This is a genomic window from Cupriavidus basilensis, assembly GCF_029335485.1.
Lineage (GTDB): Bacteria > Pseudomonadota > Gammaproteobacteria > Burkholderiales > Burkholderiaceae > Cupriavidus > Cupriavidus basilensis_E.
Genome location: NZ_JARJLM010000149.1, coordinates 1 through 15,748, shown reverse-complemented (window position 1 = coordinate 15,748; position 15,748 = coordinate 1). Strand labels below are relative to the sequence as shown.

Annotated in this window: 13 protein-coding genes; 6 read left to right on the top strand and 7 right to left on the bottom strand. The window is 66.8% G+C overall.

What is annotated here, in order from left to right:
• Positions 1 to 387, top strand: a 387-nt coding sequence (locus P3W85_RS08590) for a GtrA family protein (RefSeq protein ID WP_276264455.1), incomplete at its 5' end; no start/stop codon positions are given.
• A 34-nt stretch (positions 388 to 421) separates the two neighbouring features.
• Here P3W85_RS08590 and P3W85_RS08585 read toward each other — a convergent pair.
• Positions 422 to 1,435, bottom strand: a complete 1,014-nt coding sequence (locus P3W85_RS08585) for a D-2-hydroxyacid dehydrogenase family protein (protein WP_017229761.1) — start codon at positions 1,433 to 1,435, stop codon at positions 422 to 424.
• Between the two features lie 571 nt (positions 1,436 to 2,006).
• Between P3W85_RS08585 and P3W85_RS08580 the strand changes: the two genes are divergently transcribed.
• Positions 2,007 to 3,863: a phosphoenolpyruvate carboxykinase (GTP) gene (locus P3W85_RS08580; RefSeq protein WP_276264454.1), complete on the top strand. Its 1,857-nt coding sequence runs from the start codon at positions 2,007 to 2,009 to the stop codon at positions 3,861 to 3,863.
• A gap of 141 nt (positions 3,864 to 4,004) precedes the next feature.
• On the opposite strand, the gene P3W85_RS08575 is transcribed toward P3W85_RS08580, so the two are convergent.
• Both P3W85_RS08575 and P3W85_RS08570 read right to left on the bottom strand, forming a co-directional pair.
• Entirely contained in the window at positions 4,005 to 4,670 is a 666-nt protein-coding gene (locus P3W85_RS08575) for a response regulator (RefSeq protein WP_276264453.1), read from the bottom strand.
• Positions 4,667 to 6,112, bottom strand: a complete 1,446-nt coding sequence (locus tag P3W85_RS08570) for a cache domain-containing protein (protein WP_276264452.1) — start codon at positions 6,110 to 6,112, stop codon at positions 4,667 to 4,669. Before P3W85_RS08570 ends, P3W85_RS08575 begins: the two co-directional genes overlap by 4 nt.
• A 414-nt stretch (positions 6,113 to 6,526) precedes the next feature.
• On the opposite strand from P3W85_RS08570, the gene P3W85_RS08565 reads away from it, so the two are divergent.
• The 3 genes from P3W85_RS08565 to P3W85_RS08555 all read left to right on the top strand — a co-directional run bounded on the left by P3W85_RS08565 (position 6,527) and on the right by P3W85_RS08555 (position 9,464).
• A complete protein-coding gene (locus P3W85_RS08565) occupies positions 6,527 to 8,599 on the top strand; it encodes a carbon starvation CstA family protein (RefSeq protein WP_017225452.1) in 2,073 nt (690 codons plus the stop codon).
• Positions 8,600 to 8,642: 43 nt separating this feature from the next.
• Positions 8,643 to 8,837 carry a YbdD/YjiX family protein gene (locus tag P3W85_RS08560; RefSeq protein ID WP_017225451.1) on the top strand — a complete coding sequence of 65 codons (195 nt, stop codon included), beginning with the start codon at positions 8,643 to 8,645 and terminating at the stop codon, positions 8,835 to 8,837.
• Between the two features lie 159 nt (positions 8,838 to 8,996).
• Positions 8,997 to 9,464: a hypothetical protein gene (locus P3W85_RS08555; RefSeq protein ID WP_276264451.1), complete on the top strand. Its 468-nt coding sequence runs from the start codon at positions 8,997 to 8,999 to the stop codon at positions 9,462 to 9,464.
• A 413-nt stretch (positions 9,465 to 9,877) separates the two neighbouring features.
• On the opposite strand, the gene P3W85_RS08550 is transcribed toward P3W85_RS08555, so the two are convergent.
• On the bottom strand, positions 9,878 to 10,186 hold the full coding sequence (locus P3W85_RS08550) for a hypothetical protein (RefSeq protein WP_017225401.1): 309 nt from the start codon (positions 10,184 to 10,186) through the stop codon (positions 9,878 to 9,880).
• A 188-nt stretch (positions 10,187 to 10,374) separates the two neighbouring features.
• Here P3W85_RS08550 and P3W85_RS08545 point away from each other — a divergent pair, with 188 nt between their 5' ends.
• Positions 10,375 to 11,280 (top strand): LysR family transcriptional regulator, encoded by a 906-nt coding sequence (locus tag P3W85_RS08545; protein WP_276264450.1) that lies wholly within the window; start codon positions 10,375 to 10,377, stop codon positions 11,278 to 11,280.
• 44 nt (positions 11,281 to 11,324) lie between these two features.
• Here P3W85_RS08545 and P3W85_RS08540 read toward each other — a convergent pair whose 3' ends face one another.
• The 3 genes from P3W85_RS08540 to dprA form a co-directional block, all read right to left on the bottom strand.
• Positions 11,325 to 14,027, bottom strand: coding sequence for a DNA topoisomerase III (locus P3W85_RS08540; RefSeq protein WP_276264449.1), 2,703 nt, complete (start codon positions 14,025 to 14,027; stop codon positions 11,325 to 11,327).
• A gap of 204 nt (positions 14,028 to 14,231) precedes the next feature.
• Positions 14,232 to 14,636 carry a thioredoxin family protein gene (locus tag P3W85_RS08535; protein WP_276264448.1) on the bottom strand — a complete coding sequence of 135 codons (405 nt, stop codon included), beginning with the start codon at positions 14,634 to 14,636 and terminating at the stop codon, positions 14,232 to 14,234.
• Between the two features lie 95 nt (positions 14,637 to 14,731).
• The coding region (dprA, locus tag P3W85_RS08530; RefSeq protein ID WP_276264447.1) for a DNA-processing protein DprA at positions 14,732 to 15,748 on the bottom strand (1,017 nt) is incomplete at its 5' end.

The window sequence follows — 15,748 nt, the reverse complement described above, 5'->3', positions numbered from 1 at the left end:
CGCCGGCAACTGGCGACATTCGCCCTGGCCGGCGCTAGCGGGTTTGCCGTCGACAGCGTCGTGCTGTACTGCGCGCTTGCGCTCGGTGCAGGCCATTACGCCGGACGCCTGCTGTCCTTCCTGGCCGCGGTCTTCGTGACCTGGCGCATCAATCGGCGCCTTACATTCCCGACCCGGCCGGGAGAATCGGCCTGGCATGAGTGGTGGCGCTACCTGGCGGCCATGTCGGCTGGCGGCGCGATCAACCTGGCCGCCTACAGCATCGCGATCCCGCACCTGCCCGCCGCCGCCTGGGCACCGCTGCTGGCCGTCGCCTTCGGCACGGGCTGCGGCCTGGTGTTCAACTTCCTCGCCGCCAAATTCTGGGTATTCCGCGGCAAGCCCTGATTGCTTGCCGCGCGCCCGCCGCAGGGGCCAGTGCCTAGCGCGACAGCGCCGGGGTCAGCGCCTTGGGATTGGCGATGCTGTCATGCTTGCCGGACAGCACGTCGAGGATGTTCTGGAAGGCAATGCGGAAGTACATCTCGTAGCTTTCGCGTTCCACGTAGCCCAGGTGTGGCGTGCAGATGCAGTTTTCCATGCGCAGCAGGGCGTGGCCCTGCAGGATGGGTTCGGACTCGAACACGTCGACCGCCGCCATGCCGGGACGGCCGCGGTTGAGCGCGGTCAGCAGGGCGTTCTCCTCGACCAACTCGGCACGGCTGGTGTTGACGAACAGCGCGGTCGGCTTCATGCGGGTGAGATCGGCCAGCTTGACCAGCCCGCGGGTCTCGTCGGCCAGGCGCAGGTGCAGCGTCAGCACATCGCTCTCGGCAAACAATTGCTCCTGCGAGCCGGCCACGGCCAGGCCGTCCTCACGCGCGCTCTTCTGCGAATTCTCACGCCCCCACACCAGCACGTTCATGCCGAAGGCACGGCCGTAGCCCGCCAGCAGCCTGCCGATCTTGCCGTAGCCCCAGATGCCCAGGGTCTGGCCTCGCAGCACCTGGCCCAGCCCGAAGTTGGGCGGCATGGTGGTGGACTTGAGGCCGGACTGCTGCCAGGCGCCGTGCTTGAGGCTGGCCACATACTGGGGAATGCGGCGCTGCGCCGCCATGATCAGGGCCCAGGTCAGTTCGGCCGGCGCCACCGGCGAGCCTGCGCCTTCCAGCACCGCCACGCCGCGCTCGGTACAGGCGTCGAGGTCCACATGCCCACCCACGCGGCCGGTCTGGCTGATGATCTTGAGCTTGGGCAGTTTTTCCAGAAGTTGACGGGTAATGCGGGAACGTTCACGGATCAGCACCACCGCTTCCACGTCCGACAGGCGCGCGGCCAGCTGGCCGACACCCTTGACTGTGTTGTTGAACACCTTGACATCGTGGCCGTCGAGCAGGCTGAAACACGTCAGTTTTCGTACGGCATCCTGATAATCGTCGAGTACGGCAATCTTCATCGGAAACTCTAGTTTGGCTAATGTAAGGTGTGCGCGGCCACAGAGCAGCGCGCCCATCAACGGTATAGTTTTTTTTACCTGCCGCGCAACACCGCGCTGGGTGAGGTGCGCAGCGGGAACAATCGGGCGCCACGCTGAAAGTGCGGCACCAGACATGTGAAGGAGGCGGTGCGGCCAGGCCACAATCTTGCACGGACATTGCTGCGGAGCAAAAAACAGCGGCGTGCGGCGGTGGTATCCTTGCCGGTTCCGATGCCGTCCGGGATTGTCGGTCGAGCCCTGCTCCCATGACCCGGACCGTCTCGGACAAAGCCTGCCCGGCCCCGCCAAAGGCGCAGCGCCACTGTAGCGCAGCCACGGGGCCTGTCGCGACTTTTTGCGCAGTACCGGTCGCAGCGGAGTTGTAACGGGATGTGTCGATCCTGGCCCGAGCCGCCCCACGCGGCGCCGGTGCGGAACCCTTGGCGCCGCGCCGGGGTCTGCTCTGGAAATGGGGCCGCCGCCGGCCATTTCCCGCTACGGCAGCCAGCCAGGCTTTGCAGGAATTCTTTCTACGCTTTGGAGTTGCAGTATGAACCACCCCACCATGCAGGGCACGCCCGCACTCAACGTTCCGACCTGGGTCAAGCACCAGAAGCTGATCGGCTGGGTCGCCGAGTTCGCCGCCCTTGCCAAGCCCGACAATATCTACTGGTGCGACGGCTCGCAGGAAGAGTACGACCGCCTGTGCGAGCAAATGGTCGCCGCCGGCACCATGAAGCGCCTCAACCCGGCCAAGCGCAAGAACTCGTTCCTGGCGCTGTCCGATCCGTCCGACGTGGCACGTGTCGAAGACCGCACCTTCATCTGCTCGCAGAAGAAGGAAGACGCCGGTCCCACCAATAACTGGACCGCCCCGGCGGAAATGCGCCAGACGCTGTCCGGCCTGTTCGACGGCTGCATGCGCGGCCGCACCCTGTACGTGGTGCCGTTCTCGATGGGCCCGCTGGGTTCGCCGATCGCCCATATCGGCGTGGAACTGTCCGATTCGCCCTATGTTGCCGTCAATATGCGCATCATGACCCGCATGGGCCGTGCCGTATTCGACGTGCTCGGCACCGACGGCGAGTTCGTGCCCTGCGTGCATACCGTGGGCAAACCCCTGGCCGCCGGCGAGAAAGACGTGCCGTGGCCGTGCAACCCCACCAAGTACATCGTCCATTTCCCGGAAACCCGCGAGATCTGGTCCTACGGCTCGGGCTACGGCGGCAATGCACTGCTCGGCAAGAAGTGTTTCGCACTGCGTATCGCATCCACCATGGGCCGCGATGAAGGCTGGCTGGCCGAGCACATGCTGATCCTGGGCGTGACCTCGCCCGAGGGCAAGAAATACCATGTGGCTGCCGCCTTCCCGTCCGCCTGCGGCAAGACCAACTTCGCCATGCTGATCCCGCCCAAGGGCTTCGAAGGCTGGAAGGTCACCACCATCGGCGACGATATCGCCTGGATCAAGCCGGGCCAGGACGGCCGCCTGTACGCCATCAATCCGGAAGCCGGCTATTTCGGCGTGGCCCCGGGCACCAGCGAGAAGACCAACTTCAACGCGATGGCCACCCTCAAGGAAAACGTCATCTTCACCAATGTGGCGCTGACCGACGACGGCGACGTGTGGTGGGAAGGCATGAGCAAGGAAGCCCCGGCCCACCTGATCGACTGGCAAGGCAAGGACTGGACGCCGGCCATCGCCAAGGAAACCGGCGCCAAGGCCGCCCACCCGAACGCCCGCTTCACCGCGCCGGCCGTGCAGTGCCCGTCGATCGACGATAACTGGGACAACCCGGCCGGCGTCGGCATCGATGCCTTCATCTTCGGCGGCCGCCGCTCCACCACGGTGCCGCTGGTGACCGAGGCCCGCAACTGGACCGAAGGCGTCTACATGGCCGCCACCATGGGCTCGGAAACCACCGCCGCCGCTGCCGGCCAGCAAGGCGTGGTGCGCCGCGACCCGTTCGCCATGCTGCCGTTCTGCGGCTACAACATGAGCGACTACTTCGGCCACTGGCTGGCGCTGGGCAAGAAGCTCGAAGCCGCCGGCGCCAAGCTGCCCAGGATCTATTGCGTCAACTGGTTCCGCAAGGACGCGGACGGCAACTTCGTGTGGCCGGGCTTCGGCGAGAACATGCGCGTGATGTCGTGGATGATCGACCGCGTCGAGGGCCGTGGCCAGGGTACCGACCACGTGTTCGGCACCTCGCCGGGCTACGGCGACCTGAACTGGGCAGGCCTGGACTTCACCCAGCAGCAGTTCGAGCAAGTCACCTCGATCGACCACGCCGCCTGGCAGCAGGAGCTGAAACTGCATGACGAGCTGTTCACGCAGCTCAAGCACAACCTGCCGCAAGCCCTGGTGGAAGCCAAGGAAGCGCTGGCCAAGCGCCTGGCCAGCTGAGCAGCTGAGTGGCTCGTAGCCGGGCCGCAAGGCCCGGCTACCCGCTCATGTTGAACGAGCCCCCGGAAACGGGGGCTTTTTCATTGGCGCGGCCGTGCCCGCTCAGCAGGAAAGAATACAAAAGGGGCACGCCGGCACCAATCAAGCACCAATCGGGCCGCCGTCGCCGCCCCCATGTTCCACCGCATACTTCACCAGTTCGGCCCGGCCTTCGATGCCGAGCTTGCGCCGCAGGTTGAGCCGGTGGGTCTCGATGGTGCGCACCGATAGCCCCAGCGCTGCGGCGATGTCCTTGTTGGCCTGGCCGCGGCCGATGCAGTTCAGGATATCGCGCTCGCGCGGGGTCAGCGCATCGAGCGGACCGGCGGCCGGCGTCTGTTCGGCCATGCTGCGGGCGATGCGCGCACTGTAGAAGACGCGGCCGGCCAGCACCGCGGCAATGGCCGCCATCAGCTCGTCGGCAGGCGCATCCTTGAGCACATAGCCCCGAGCCCCGGCACGGATCGCCTGGCGCACGTACTCGAGGTTGTCGTGCATCGATACCATCAGCACGGCCAGCTCGGGGTAGTCCTCGTGCAGCGCGGCGGCCAGCGCTATGCCGCCCATGCCGCGCATGGCGATATCGGTGATGACCAGGTCCGGCATGCAGTCGTGGCCGGCCCGGGATAACCAGGCCAGTGCGGCCTCGCCGTCGTCGGCTTCTCCCACCACCGTGAGTTCGGGCTGCAGGCCCAGGCGCATGCGCATGCCGTCGCGCACCAGCGCGTGGTCGTCGATCAGCAGGACACGGGCGGGGGCTTGGGTCATGATTCTGTGTTTCCTGAGGCGTCCCGGCGGGGCGCGGGTTGGGCGGCGATCGTGGTAGCTGGGTCTGGCAAGGCGGCGCCCGCGCGCACGGCCGGCACCGCGGCGCTCAGGCGGGTCGCGCCCGGCTCCGAGACGATGTCGAACTCGCCGCCCAGCGCGGCGACGCGTTCGCGCAGGTTGCGCAGGCCGATGCCGCGCCGGGGATCGTGCTGCATGCGCGCCACGTCGAAGCCGGCGCCATCGTCCTGCACCGTCAGCCGGGTGGCATCGGCGTCGAACGCCAGCACCAGGGTGACCTGGTTTGCATGGGCATGACGCTCCACATTTGTCAGCGCCTCCTGGGCAATCCGGAATAGCGCGGTGGCCTGCTCGTCGGCCAGTTCGCGCGGTGTGCCGGTGCGCGATACCGTAATCCGCAGGCCGCTGCCTTCCTGCATCTCGCGGGCAAGGTGCTCGAGCGCGGCAAACAGGCCGAGATCGTCGAGCAGGGCGGGGCGCAGGTTGCGCGCCACCCGGCGCACTTCGTTGAATACCGTGTCCAGCCGGATCAGCGCCATGCCCAGCACGGGCGCGACCGATGCGCCCTCCGGCGGCGGCGCCAGGCGCAGGCGGTTGGCGGCGGTCTCCAGCAGCAGCTTGACCGACACCAGCAACTGGCTGATGCCGTCATGCAGCTCGCGCGACAGGCGCGCGCGCTCCTCTTCCTGCGACTGCACCACGCGCTGCGCCAGCTGCCGCAGCTTGGCATCGGCCTCGCGGTGCTCGCTCACATTGAGGGCGAGGCCGCTGGCCGCGACCAGCAGGATGCTGATCGCCGCGATCACGCCGATCCACGCCATGGTTTCGCGGATGTCGGTCTCGGCCCGCGCATCGAGCCGGCGCAGGGTGCGCTCGACGTCGTCGAGGTAGATGCCGGTCCCCAGCATCCAGTTCCATTCCGGCACGGCCACCACGTAGCCCAGCTTGGGGGCCACTTGCTGCGAGGAAGGCTTCTTCCACATATAGCGCACCGAACCGCCGCCCGCGCGGGCCGCGGCAATCAGCCGCTGGATGGTAAGCGCGCCCTGCGGGTCGCGCAGGCTCCACAGATCCTGCCCCACCAGTTCGGGCTGGCGCGGGTGCATCAGGTTGCGGCCTTGCAGGTCGTAGAGGAAGAAGTAGCCGTCCTGGCCATAGTCGAGCCGCGCCAGCGCCTGCATCGCGGCGTCCCGGGTGGCGGCGTCGGCGCGGCCCGAACGCACCATCGGCGCGATCGCGCTCTGCGCCAGTTCCACGTAGTGGCGCAACTCGGTTTCCTTGCTTTGCAGGTAGGCCGCCTCGACCAGGACGCGTTCATGCCGCGCCAGCTCGGTGGCCTGGTAGCGCACGGTCAGCGCGATGCCGAACATGGCCAGCGCAAGCGGCGCAACGGCCAGCAGCAGGATCTTCTGACGGAGTTTCATCAAAACGGGAGCGGACACGGGATACACACGGGGTAAACACGGATGACGCGCAGGCGGCATGCGATCGTCGATCTACGTAATACCACGCAGACCCGCTGCGTAGTTCCGCGCTTGTGCCGAAAGGAGCAGGTGTCAATACTACACGCCGGACGCGGTGGCGCTGCTCATGCGGTGTATTGCATGCGTCCTGCGCAGTACGTGCGGCCAGCCTCGTCTATGCTGGGCGCATGCCCGCCTGCGACGACCAGATCCGGATCTTGCGAGACATGCCGGGCGCCGGCGAAAGACCGGGCAGGAGACAAGCACACCCCGCCCCCTTCGTCCGCCGCCCTCCGGGGACACCTGGCGTGTCCCCCTTGCTTGCCGGCCCTGCCGCCGCTGGCTTCCTAAAAATGGTCTGAGGAGACCCTCATCATGAATCGCATCGGGCAACACCTGGTGTGGCTGGCCGTCGCCATCCTTGGCGCCTTCGCCTTTGCCACCGTTGCACTGTCGCGCGGCGAAGCCGTCAGTGCCTTGTGGATCGTGGTCGCCGCGGTCTGTATCTATCTGATCGCCTACCGCTACTACAGCAAGTTCATCGCCGACAAGGTGATGCAGCTGGATCCCAGGCGCATGACACCGGCCTGGCGCCACAACGACGGCCTGGACTACGTGCCGACCAACAAGGCGGTGCTGTTCGGCCACCACTTCGCCGCCATCGCCGGCGCCGGCCCCCTGGTGGGCCCTGTGCTCGCCGCGCAGATGGGCTATATGCCCGGCATGCTGTGGATCCTGGCCGGCGTGGTGTTTGCCGGCGCGGTGCAGGACTTCATGATCCTGTTTATCTCCACCCGCCGCGACGGCCGCTCGCTGGGCGACCTGATCAAGTCCGAGATGGGCACGGTGCCCGGCATGATCGCGCTGTTCGGCTGCTTCATGATCATGATCATCATCCTGGCGGTGCTGGCCCTGATCGTGGTGAAGGCGCTGGCCGGCTCGCCCTGGGGCACCTTCACGGTGGCGGTGACGATTCCCATCGCCATCTTCATGGGCCTGTACACCCGCTACATCCGTCCGGGCCGCATCGGCGAGGTGTCGGTGATCGGTTTCGTGCTGCTGATGCTCGCCATCATCGGCGGCCAGTATGTGCACGAGAGCGCCGTGCTGGCGCCGCTGTTCACCTATGACGGCAAGGCGCTGACGTGGATGCTGATCATCTACGGCTTTATCGCCGCCGTACTGCCGGTATGGCTGCTGCTGGCCCCGCGCGACTATCTCTCCACTTTCCTCAAGATCGGCACCATCATCGCGCTGGCCATCGGCATCGTGATCGTGGCGCCGCAGCTGAAGATGCCGGCCTTCACGCAGTTCGCCCAGGGCGGCGGGCCGGTGTGGTCGGGCAACCTGTTCCCCTTCCTCTTCATCACCATCGCCTGCGGCTCGGTGTCGGGCTTCCACGCGCTGATCTCGTCGGGCACCACGCCCAAGCTGCTGGAAAATGAATCGCATATGCGCTTCATCGGCTACGGTGCGATGCTGGCCGAATCCTTCGTCGCCATCATGGCGCTGGTGGCCGCTTCGGTGATCGAGCCGGGCGTGTACTTCGCCATGAACAGCCCGGCGGCGGTGATCGGCACTTCGCCGGAATCCGTGGCGCAGGTGGTATCGGGCTGGGGCTTCGTGATCACGCCGGACGTGCTGATCCAGACCGCCAAGGATGTCGGCGAGAACACCATCATCTCGCGCGCCGGCGGCGCGCCCACGCTGGCGGTGGGCATTGCCCACATCCTGCACCAGGTGGTGGGCGGCCAGGCCATGATGGCGTTCTGGTATCACTTCGCCATCCTGTTCGAGGCGCTGTTCATCCTCACCGCGGTGGACGCGGGCACCCGTGCCGGCCGCTTCATGCTGCAGGACCTGCTGGGCAGCTTCGTGCCCGCCTTCCGGCGCACCGATTCGCTGCCGGCCAACCTGATCGCCACCGCGCTGTGCGTGGCGGCCTGGGGCTACTTCCTGTACCAGGGCGTGGTCGACCCGCTGGGCGGCATCAACACGCTGTGGCCGCTGTTCGGCATCTCCAACCAGATGCTGGCCGCCGTGGCGCTGGTGCTCGGCACCTGCGTGCTGGTCAAGATGAAGCGCGGCCAGTACGCCTGGGTCACGCTGCTGCCCACGGTGTGGCTGCTGATCTGCACGCTGACCGCCGGCTGGCAGAAGCTGTTCGACGGCGACCCCAAGGTCAGCTTCCTGACCCATGCGCGCAGGTTCAGCGACGCCATCGCCCAGGGCAAGGTGCTGGCCCCGGCCAAGTCGATGGAGCAGATGCAACGCATCGTCTTCAACGATTACCTGGATGCCGGCCTGTGCGCGCTGTTCATGTTCGTGGTGCTGTCGATCGTGTTCTACGGCTTCAAGACCGCGATGCAGGCGCGCGCGGTGAACCGCCCGACCGACCGCGAAACGCCGTTCGAACCGATGCCCGCATCGGCCTCGGCGCAGCATTGAGTCCGCGCAGGCAATCCCGGCATCCGCAAACAGGAGAACCATCATGCTCGAGCAACTTGGATCCATGGGGCGCTATCTGGGCCAGTCCCTGCGCCTGATGGTGGGTTTGCCGGACTACCAGACCTATGTGGCGCACATGGAAAGCACCCACCCCGACCGCGCCCCCATGACGTACGAGGAATTCTTCCGCGAACGGCAGGAGGCGCGCTACGGAGGGGGGCAGGGCAAGTGCTGCTGAACCCAGCGTGACGCGTGCGCGATACGGCCGGCGGGCCGCCTGCAAAGGCGGCCCGCTTTGCGTTTCCGCAACAGTTACAGTGCCTTACACGTCGTTACAGCAAGTCCGCGGCGACCTCTCTACACTTGCGTCATCGTTGCTAATCCAAGGAATAAGAACATGGCTCGCCACACCGTTCGCAGTTTCACCCTGGCCATCGCCCTGGCGGCATCCGCGCTGCCGGTGTTCGCGGGCGATATGAACAATGCCCTCGGCGGCGCACTGGGCGGTGTCGCCGGCGCGGCAGTGGGCGGCGCACTCGGCGGCTCGACCGGCGCCGTGATCGGCGGCGCGGTTGGCGGCGGCGCCGGCGGCGCGGTCACCTCCAACCGCCGCGAGCGCACCGGCGCCATCGTCGGCGGCGCGCTGGGCGGCGGTGCCGGCACGGCGGCAGGCAATGCCATGGGCGGCCGCACCGGCGGCCTGCTGGGCGCTGCCGTCGGTGGCGGCGCGGGTGCCGCGCTGGGCGGCAATGTCTCGCGCAGCAACTCCTATGCGGAAGAACGCGGCCGCGGCTACCGTGACGACCGCTACTACCGCAGCGGCTACAAGCGCAAGCACGGCCGGGGTCACCGCCACGACGACTGATCTGCCGGCGGGGCTATCTTCCCCGCGTGCAGGTAGCCGGCACGCAGTGCCGGCAATACGGAAAAACGGGCCATTCGTGGCCCGTTTTTCTATTGCCGCGGCGCCCGGCGCCTCACGCTTCAGGCAAGGCGGCGAGGCAGCCAGGCACTGGATGTCATTCTGAGCGTATCATGCATCACCTGCCTGGCAGGCTTGGGCCGGACCCGCGCAGCCGCGGGAAAGGCACGGGCAGGGGCATCGGATAAAACAAGACGGCGCGCAAAAACAAACATGCCCGTACCGGCAGGGTACGGGCATGTCCTCCAATGAGTACGGAGAGAGAGTTTGCACTCTCCCCCCGCCGGCCTGTGGAGATCAGCCGAAAGCGGCTAAATCGCCACAACAAGGCGATTCCTGCCGACGGGGAGCCTGGCTTACAGGGCCGAGGCGCCGTCGGTGAATACGTCGAACTTGCCGGCCTTGGCGCCGTCGGTGTACGGGTCGAACTTGCCAGCCTTGGCGCCGTCCGTGAACGGGTCGAACTTGCCGGCACGGGCGCCGTCGGTGAAGCTGTCGAACTTGCCGGCCTTGCCGCCGTTGCTGTAGACCGAGGTCTGGGTAGCGCGGGCGCCATCGGTGTAGGGGTCGAACTTGCCGGTCTTGGCGAAGGCTGGCGCGGCCGACAGGGCGGCGGCGAGCGTGGCGGCAGCGGCGATCAGGGCGTAACGTTGGGTTTTCATCATCAATCCTTTCCACAGGCGGGACGCCTAGTCTTCTCAGCAGCCTTCGCTGCAATGCGGCATCCGATGGCTTCATATTAGGCATTTCCCTCATATGAATAAATATTGCCTCAGACAATGATTAGTTGTAGTTTCAACAACAAACAACCCGCTTTCCGTAAAAATTCGCGGACAAGACTGGAGACTATGTCATGGACCGGCTGCAATCGATGCGTGTCTTTTCCAAAGTGGTTGAGCTGGGCAGCTTCGCACGTGCAGCGCAGCAATTGGAAATGTCCAACGCGGTCGTGACGCGCTACGTGGCCGACCTGGAAAGCCACCTGGGTACGCGGCTGCTCAACCGCACCACCCGCAGCCTGTCGCTGACCGATGCCGGCGAGACCTACCTGCAGCGCTGCCAGCAGATACTGGAGGATGTGGAGGAGGCGGAGTCCGTGGTGACGGCGCGCAGCCAGTCGCTCTCCGGCACCTTGCGGCTGGTCACGCCGGTCATGTTCGGCCTGCATCTGCTGCCGGCCGCGCTGGCGCATTTCCAGTCCATGTATCCCGACGTGGTGTTCGACGTGCTGTTATCGGACCGCATCGTCGATATCGTGGAGGAGGGGCGCGACGTGGGCGTGGTGTTGTCGGACCTGGGGCTGGGTTCGCACCTGGTGGCGCGCCCGCTGATCTCGGCCGAGATCATCCTGTGCGCCTCGCCCGGCTACCTGCGCCAGCATCCGCCGCTGCGCCACGCGCACGAGCTGACCAACCATCGCTGCATCGCGATGCGGATTCCCACGGCGGAGCATGAATGGACGCTGTCGGGCCCGGAGGGCGAGGTGACGGTGCCGATCCGGCCCGGCCTGCTGTGCAGCAATGCCGAGCTGGCACACCAGGCGGCGCTGGCCGACATGGGGGTGGCGATGCTGTCGTCCTACCTGGCACGGCCCAATATCGAGGCAGGGCGGCTGATGCACATCCTGCCACAGTACCAGCTGCCGAAGCGCGATATCAGCGTGGTCTATCCCAGCCGCAAGTTCCTGCCGACCAAGGTGCGCGCCTTTATCGACTTCCTGCTGGAAGAGGGTCTTGCGCGCGGCAAAGAGGAGGAATAAGGGGTAGCGCGGGGAACCGGCCGGACGCCGGCCCCCGCGGCACCTTACTCCTCGGCGTCCGCCGTTGCTTCGCCGCCGGCGCGGGACTTGCCCGTGGCGGTCTTGGCCGCGGTTTTGGCCGGCGCCTTCTTGGCCGCCGGTGTCTTCTTGGCCGCGGCCGCCTTCCTGGCCGGCGCCTTGGCGGCGGCCTTGCCCGCCTTTTCAGCAGCCTGCTCGCCCTCGCCGCCAGTCTTGGCCGACGCGGTCTTGGCCGCGGCGCCCTTGGCGGCCGTCTTGGCCCCTGCCTTGGGCTCGCGCGCCTCGAACTCGAAGCCGATCTTGCCGTCCGGCTGCTTGACCAGGAAGGCCTTGAAGTTGCGGCCGGTGCGCGACGACTTGAAGCCGGTCAGCAGGTCGGTGCGGCCCGCGTCCAGCAGCTTGCCGATCTGCTCGCGCGAGATTTCCTGCTGCAGGATGATCTTGCCGGTGGTGAAGTCGCAGGTCTTGGGACTGGCCACCGAGTTCTCGCACACGTATTTCATGCCGTGCTCGAACACCGCGCCGCTGCACTTGGGACAGGTGCCAACCGGCTCCTGGCCACTGAAATCGACCGGCTCGCCGTCGTTGTCGTCGTCGTTCTGGCCGAAGTCGAACTCCATCTTGTAATGGCCTTCGTCGTCCTTGCCCAGCTTCAGGATGGCGGCGAAGGGCCGGCCCATCTTGCTACGGAAGCCTTGCAGCGGACCGATTTCCTTCTTCAGCAGCAGTTCTTCGACCTCATCGATCTCGAACTGGCGGCCGCCCGGGATCTTGCTGATCGAGAACTCGCAGCCGGTGCAGGCAAAGCGGCGGTAGTTCTCCTTGACCTGGCTGCCGCATTGCGGGCACGGCGTAGCCAGCGTGGCGTACTCGCCCGGGATGGTGTCGCTGTCGTATTCCTTGGCGCGCTTGACGATCTGCTGCGTCATCTGCGCGATCTCGCGCATGAATTCGTCCCGCTTCAACCCGCCGCGCTCGATCTGCGACAGCTTGTGCTCCCATTCGCCGGTCAGTTCGGCCTGGGTCAGTTCCTGCACGCCCAGGCCGCGCAGCAGCGTCATCAGCTGGAAGGCCTTGGCGGTCGGGATCAGTTCCCGCCCTTCGCGCACCAGGTATTTTTCGGCCAGCAGGCCTTCGATGATGGCAGCGCGCGTGGCCGGAGTGCCGAGGCCCTTGCCGGCCATGGCCTCGCGCAGCGCGTCGTCGTCCACCAGCTTGCCGGCGCCTTCCATGGCGGACAGCAGCGTGGCTTCGTTGTAGCGTGCGGGCGGCTTGGTGGTCAGGCCGACGCTGTCGACCTTGTCGACCTTGACGCGTTCGTCCTTGGCCACCGCCACCAGGTTGGCGTCGTCGCCCTGGGCTTCGCGGCCGTAGACCACCAGCCAGCCCGGGTTGACCAGGACCTTGCCCTCGGTCTTGAAATGATGGCCGGCCACCTCGGTGATGCGGGTGGTGACCTGGAACTCCGCCGCCGGGAAGAACACCGCCAGGAAGCGGCGCACCACCAGGTCATACAGCTTCTGCTCCGGCTCCGACAGGTTCTTCGGGGCCTGAAGCGTCGGGATGATAGCGAAGTGATCGCTGATCTTGCTGTTGTCGAAGATCTTCTTGTTCGGCTTGATCCACCCGCTGGACAGGACCTTCTTGGCGTGCGGCAGGTAGTTGGGCGAGCTGTCGGCCAGCATGTCCATGGTCTGCCTAACCGTGTCCAGATAGTCCTCGGGCAGCGCGCGGGCGTCGGTACGCGGGTAGGTCAGCACCTTGTGCTTTTCGTACAGCGCCTGGGCCAGGCCGAGCGTGTTCTTGGCCGAGAAGCCGAAGCGCGAGTTGGCCTCGCGCTGCAGCGTGGTCAGGTCGAACAGCGCCGGCGACTGCTGCGTCGACGGCTTGGACTCTTCGGTGACGGTGCCGGTCTTGTCGCGGCAGGCCACCACGATGCTCTTGGCCTCGGCCTCGCTCCACAGGCGCGACTCGCGCGCTTCGGGATCGAACTCGTTCTTCTTGAACTTGGGGTCGAACCAGCGGCCTTCGTAGAGGCCGGCGGCGGCGATGAACTCGGCGCGCACTTCCCAGTAGTCGCGCGGGACGAACTTCTTGATCTTCTCTTCGCGCTCCACCACGATCGACAGGGTCGGGGTCTGCACCCGGCCCACGGTGGTCAGGAAGAAGCCGCCGCCCTTGCTGTTGAAGGCGGTCATGGCGCGGGTGCCGTTGATGCCCACCAGCCAGTCGGCCTCGGAGCGGCAGCGCGCGGCGTCGGCCAGCGGCAGCATGTCAGCGTCGTCGCGCAGGCGGGCAAAGCCGTCGCGGATCGCCTGCGGCGTCATCGACTGCAGCCACAGGCGCTGCACCGGCTGCTTGGCCTTGGCCTGTTGCTGGATCAGGCGGAAGATCAGTTCGCCCTCGCGCCCCGCGTCGCAGGCGTTCACCAGGCCGGTGACGTCCTTGCGCTTGATCAGGCGGTTGAGCACCTTGAGGCGCGACTCGGTCTTGGCGATCGGGCGCAGATCGAAATGCGGGGGGATCACCGGCAGGTTGGCGAAGCTCCACTTGCCGCGTTTTACTTCGTACTCGTCCGGGGCGGCGATTTCAACCAGGTGGCCGACGGCCGACGAAAGTACGAATTCGTCACTCTCGAAGTATTCGTCGTGCTTGGTAAAGCCCCCGAGGGCACGGGCGATATCGGCCGCAACCGATGGCTTTTCCGCGATGATGAGGGCTTTTGACATTGGATCGGGTCCTTGCTGGCCGCACTCCGGCGGCCTGCGAATTATTGCCACTAAAGGCTCTGCACTATATGTAGACGGCGAGCTCGGGGCTTTGAGGCGCCAATAATAAGCGCGGTTCCAACGGCGGTGCAAGCTAGCCGATCGCCGCGCGGATGTCAAACGGGCCGTGAAGGCTCGGCGGTCACCCCGGCCAGCACTCGCTGCTCAGGTGCCGCTGGCGCCATGCGCCAGCCATTGATGCACGTCCGGCACCTCAGCGCCAGGCATCGCCGGCATCGACACGCCGCGCGCAAGCATACGCTCGAGCACCTCGATGTGCGGCAACAGCGTGCCATAGAACTGCGGCGCCCCGCCGGCCGCCGGCTGCACCAGCACCGTCGGGAAATTGTCGATATCGAGATCGCCCAGCTGGTCGGCATGGGTTTCGACATCGATCCACACGAAGCAATCGCCCGGAAAACGCGCCGCCAGTGCGGTGAATGCCTTCAAGTAGGCGCCGCAGGTGCCGCACCACGCCGCGCACAGGCAGGCCACCAGGCGGCCTTGCGGACGCGCTGCCAGCGCCTGGGCGATCGCGCCCGGGTCCTGCTCGGGAAAGTAAACGGTCATGATGGCGTAAACATGAGCCTTTTCAGGCACGGGAAATCGTTTGATTGTAGCGGGTGGCAAAAAATCCGTGCTTCGGCGCCCTGCCGCCACCAGGGTCAGCCGAGCCGGCGATAGACATTGCCTGGCAGGCGCTCCACCGTCCCCGACAGCTCCAGCGCCAGCAAGGCGGCCGCCACCCGCTCGGGCGGCAGGGCGGTGCGGGCGCACAGCGCATCGAGCGTGACCGGGTCGTGGGTCAGCGCCTGGCCGAGGAGGTCGTCCAGGGCCGGCATCGGCGCCGCCCTGGCCGGCCGGGCGGCATCGCCCTCCATGCCCAGCTCCTCCAGGACGTCCTGCGCTGTTTCCACCAGCTTGGCGCCCTGGCGAATCAGCAGGTGGCAGCCCCGGGACGTGGGCGCATGGATCGAGCCGGGAATGGCATAGACATCGCGCCCCAGCTCGGCAGCCAGCCGCGCCGTGATCAGCGATCCCGAGCGCGGTGCCGCCTCCACCACCAGCACGCCGCGCGCCAGCGCCGCGATGATGCGGTTGCGTTGCGGGAAATGATGGCTGCGGCCGGGCGCGCCGAGCGGAAACTCGCTGACGATGGCGCCACGGGCGGCGATGCGATGGGCCAGCTCGCGATGGCGGGCAGGGTAGACCAGGTCGGCGCCGGTGCCGATCACCGCCACGGTGCCGCCGATGCCGTCCAGCGCGCCGTCGTGGGCGGCGCCATCGATGCCCAGCGCGAGCCCCGACACCACCGTCAGCCCCGCGTCGGACAGCGCGCGGGCAATGCGGCGCGCATCTTCCACTCCCTGCACGGTGGCGCCGCGCGCGCCGACCATGGCCACCGCCGGCCCGCCAAGCGCTTCCAGCCGCCCTTTGACATACAGCATCAAGGGCGGGTCGGACAGGTCAAGCAAGGGGCGGGGATAAGCCGCATCGGCCAGCGTCAGCAGATGGTTGCCGGGCTCGGCAACCCAGGCCACGGTGCGTTCGACCAGCGCCATGGTGGCGGCGTCGGGCGGCGCCAGCAGGGCGCGCGCATGCTTCGCGGGGATGACGGCTGCCAGCGCGCCGACGCTTTGCGCCAGCAATTGCTGCGGCAGGCCGAAGATGGCGAGCAACTG

Coding starts and splice junctions, on each gene's coding strand:
- P3W85_RS08585 (WP_017229761.1), bottom strand. CDS start 1,435: ATGAAGATTGCCGTACTCGACGATTATCAGGATGCCGTACGAAAACTG.
- P3W85_RS08580 (WP_276264454.1), top strand. CDS start 2,007: ATGAACCACCCCACCATGCAGGGCACGCCCGCACTCAACGTTCCGACC.
- P3W85_RS08575 (WP_276264453.1), bottom strand. CDS start 4,670: ATGACCCAAGCCCCCGCCCGTGTCCTGCTGATCGACGACCACGCGCTG.
- P3W85_RS08570 (WP_276264452.1), bottom strand. CDS start 6,112: ATGAAACTCCGTCAGAAGATCCTGCTGCTGGCCGTTGCGCCGCTTGCG.
- P3W85_RS08565 (WP_017225452.1), top strand. CDS start 6,527: ATGAATCGCATCGGGCAACACCTGGTGTGGCTGGCCGTCGCCATCCTT.
- P3W85_RS08560 (WP_017225451.1), top strand. CDS start 8,643: ATGCTCGAGCAACTTGGATCCATGGGGCGCTATCTGGGCCAGTCCCTG.
- P3W85_RS08555 (WP_276264451.1), top strand. CDS start 8,997: ATGGCTCGCCACACCGTTCGCAGTTTCACCCTGGCCATCGCCCTGGCG.
- P3W85_RS08550 (WP_017225401.1), bottom strand. CDS start 10,186: ATGATGAAAACCCAACGTTACGCCCTGATCGCCGCTGCCGCCACGCTC.
- P3W85_RS08545 (WP_276264450.1), top strand. CDS start 10,375: ATGGACCGGCTGCAATCGATGCGTGTCTTTTCCAAAGTGGTTGAGCTG.
- P3W85_RS08540 (WP_276264449.1), bottom strand. CDS start 14,027: ATGTCAAAAGCCCTCATCATCGCGGAAAAGCCATCGGTTGCGGCCGAT.
- P3W85_RS08535 (WP_276264448.1), bottom strand. CDS start 14,636: ATGACCGTTTACTTTCCCGAGCAGGACCCGGGCGCGATCGCCCAGGCG.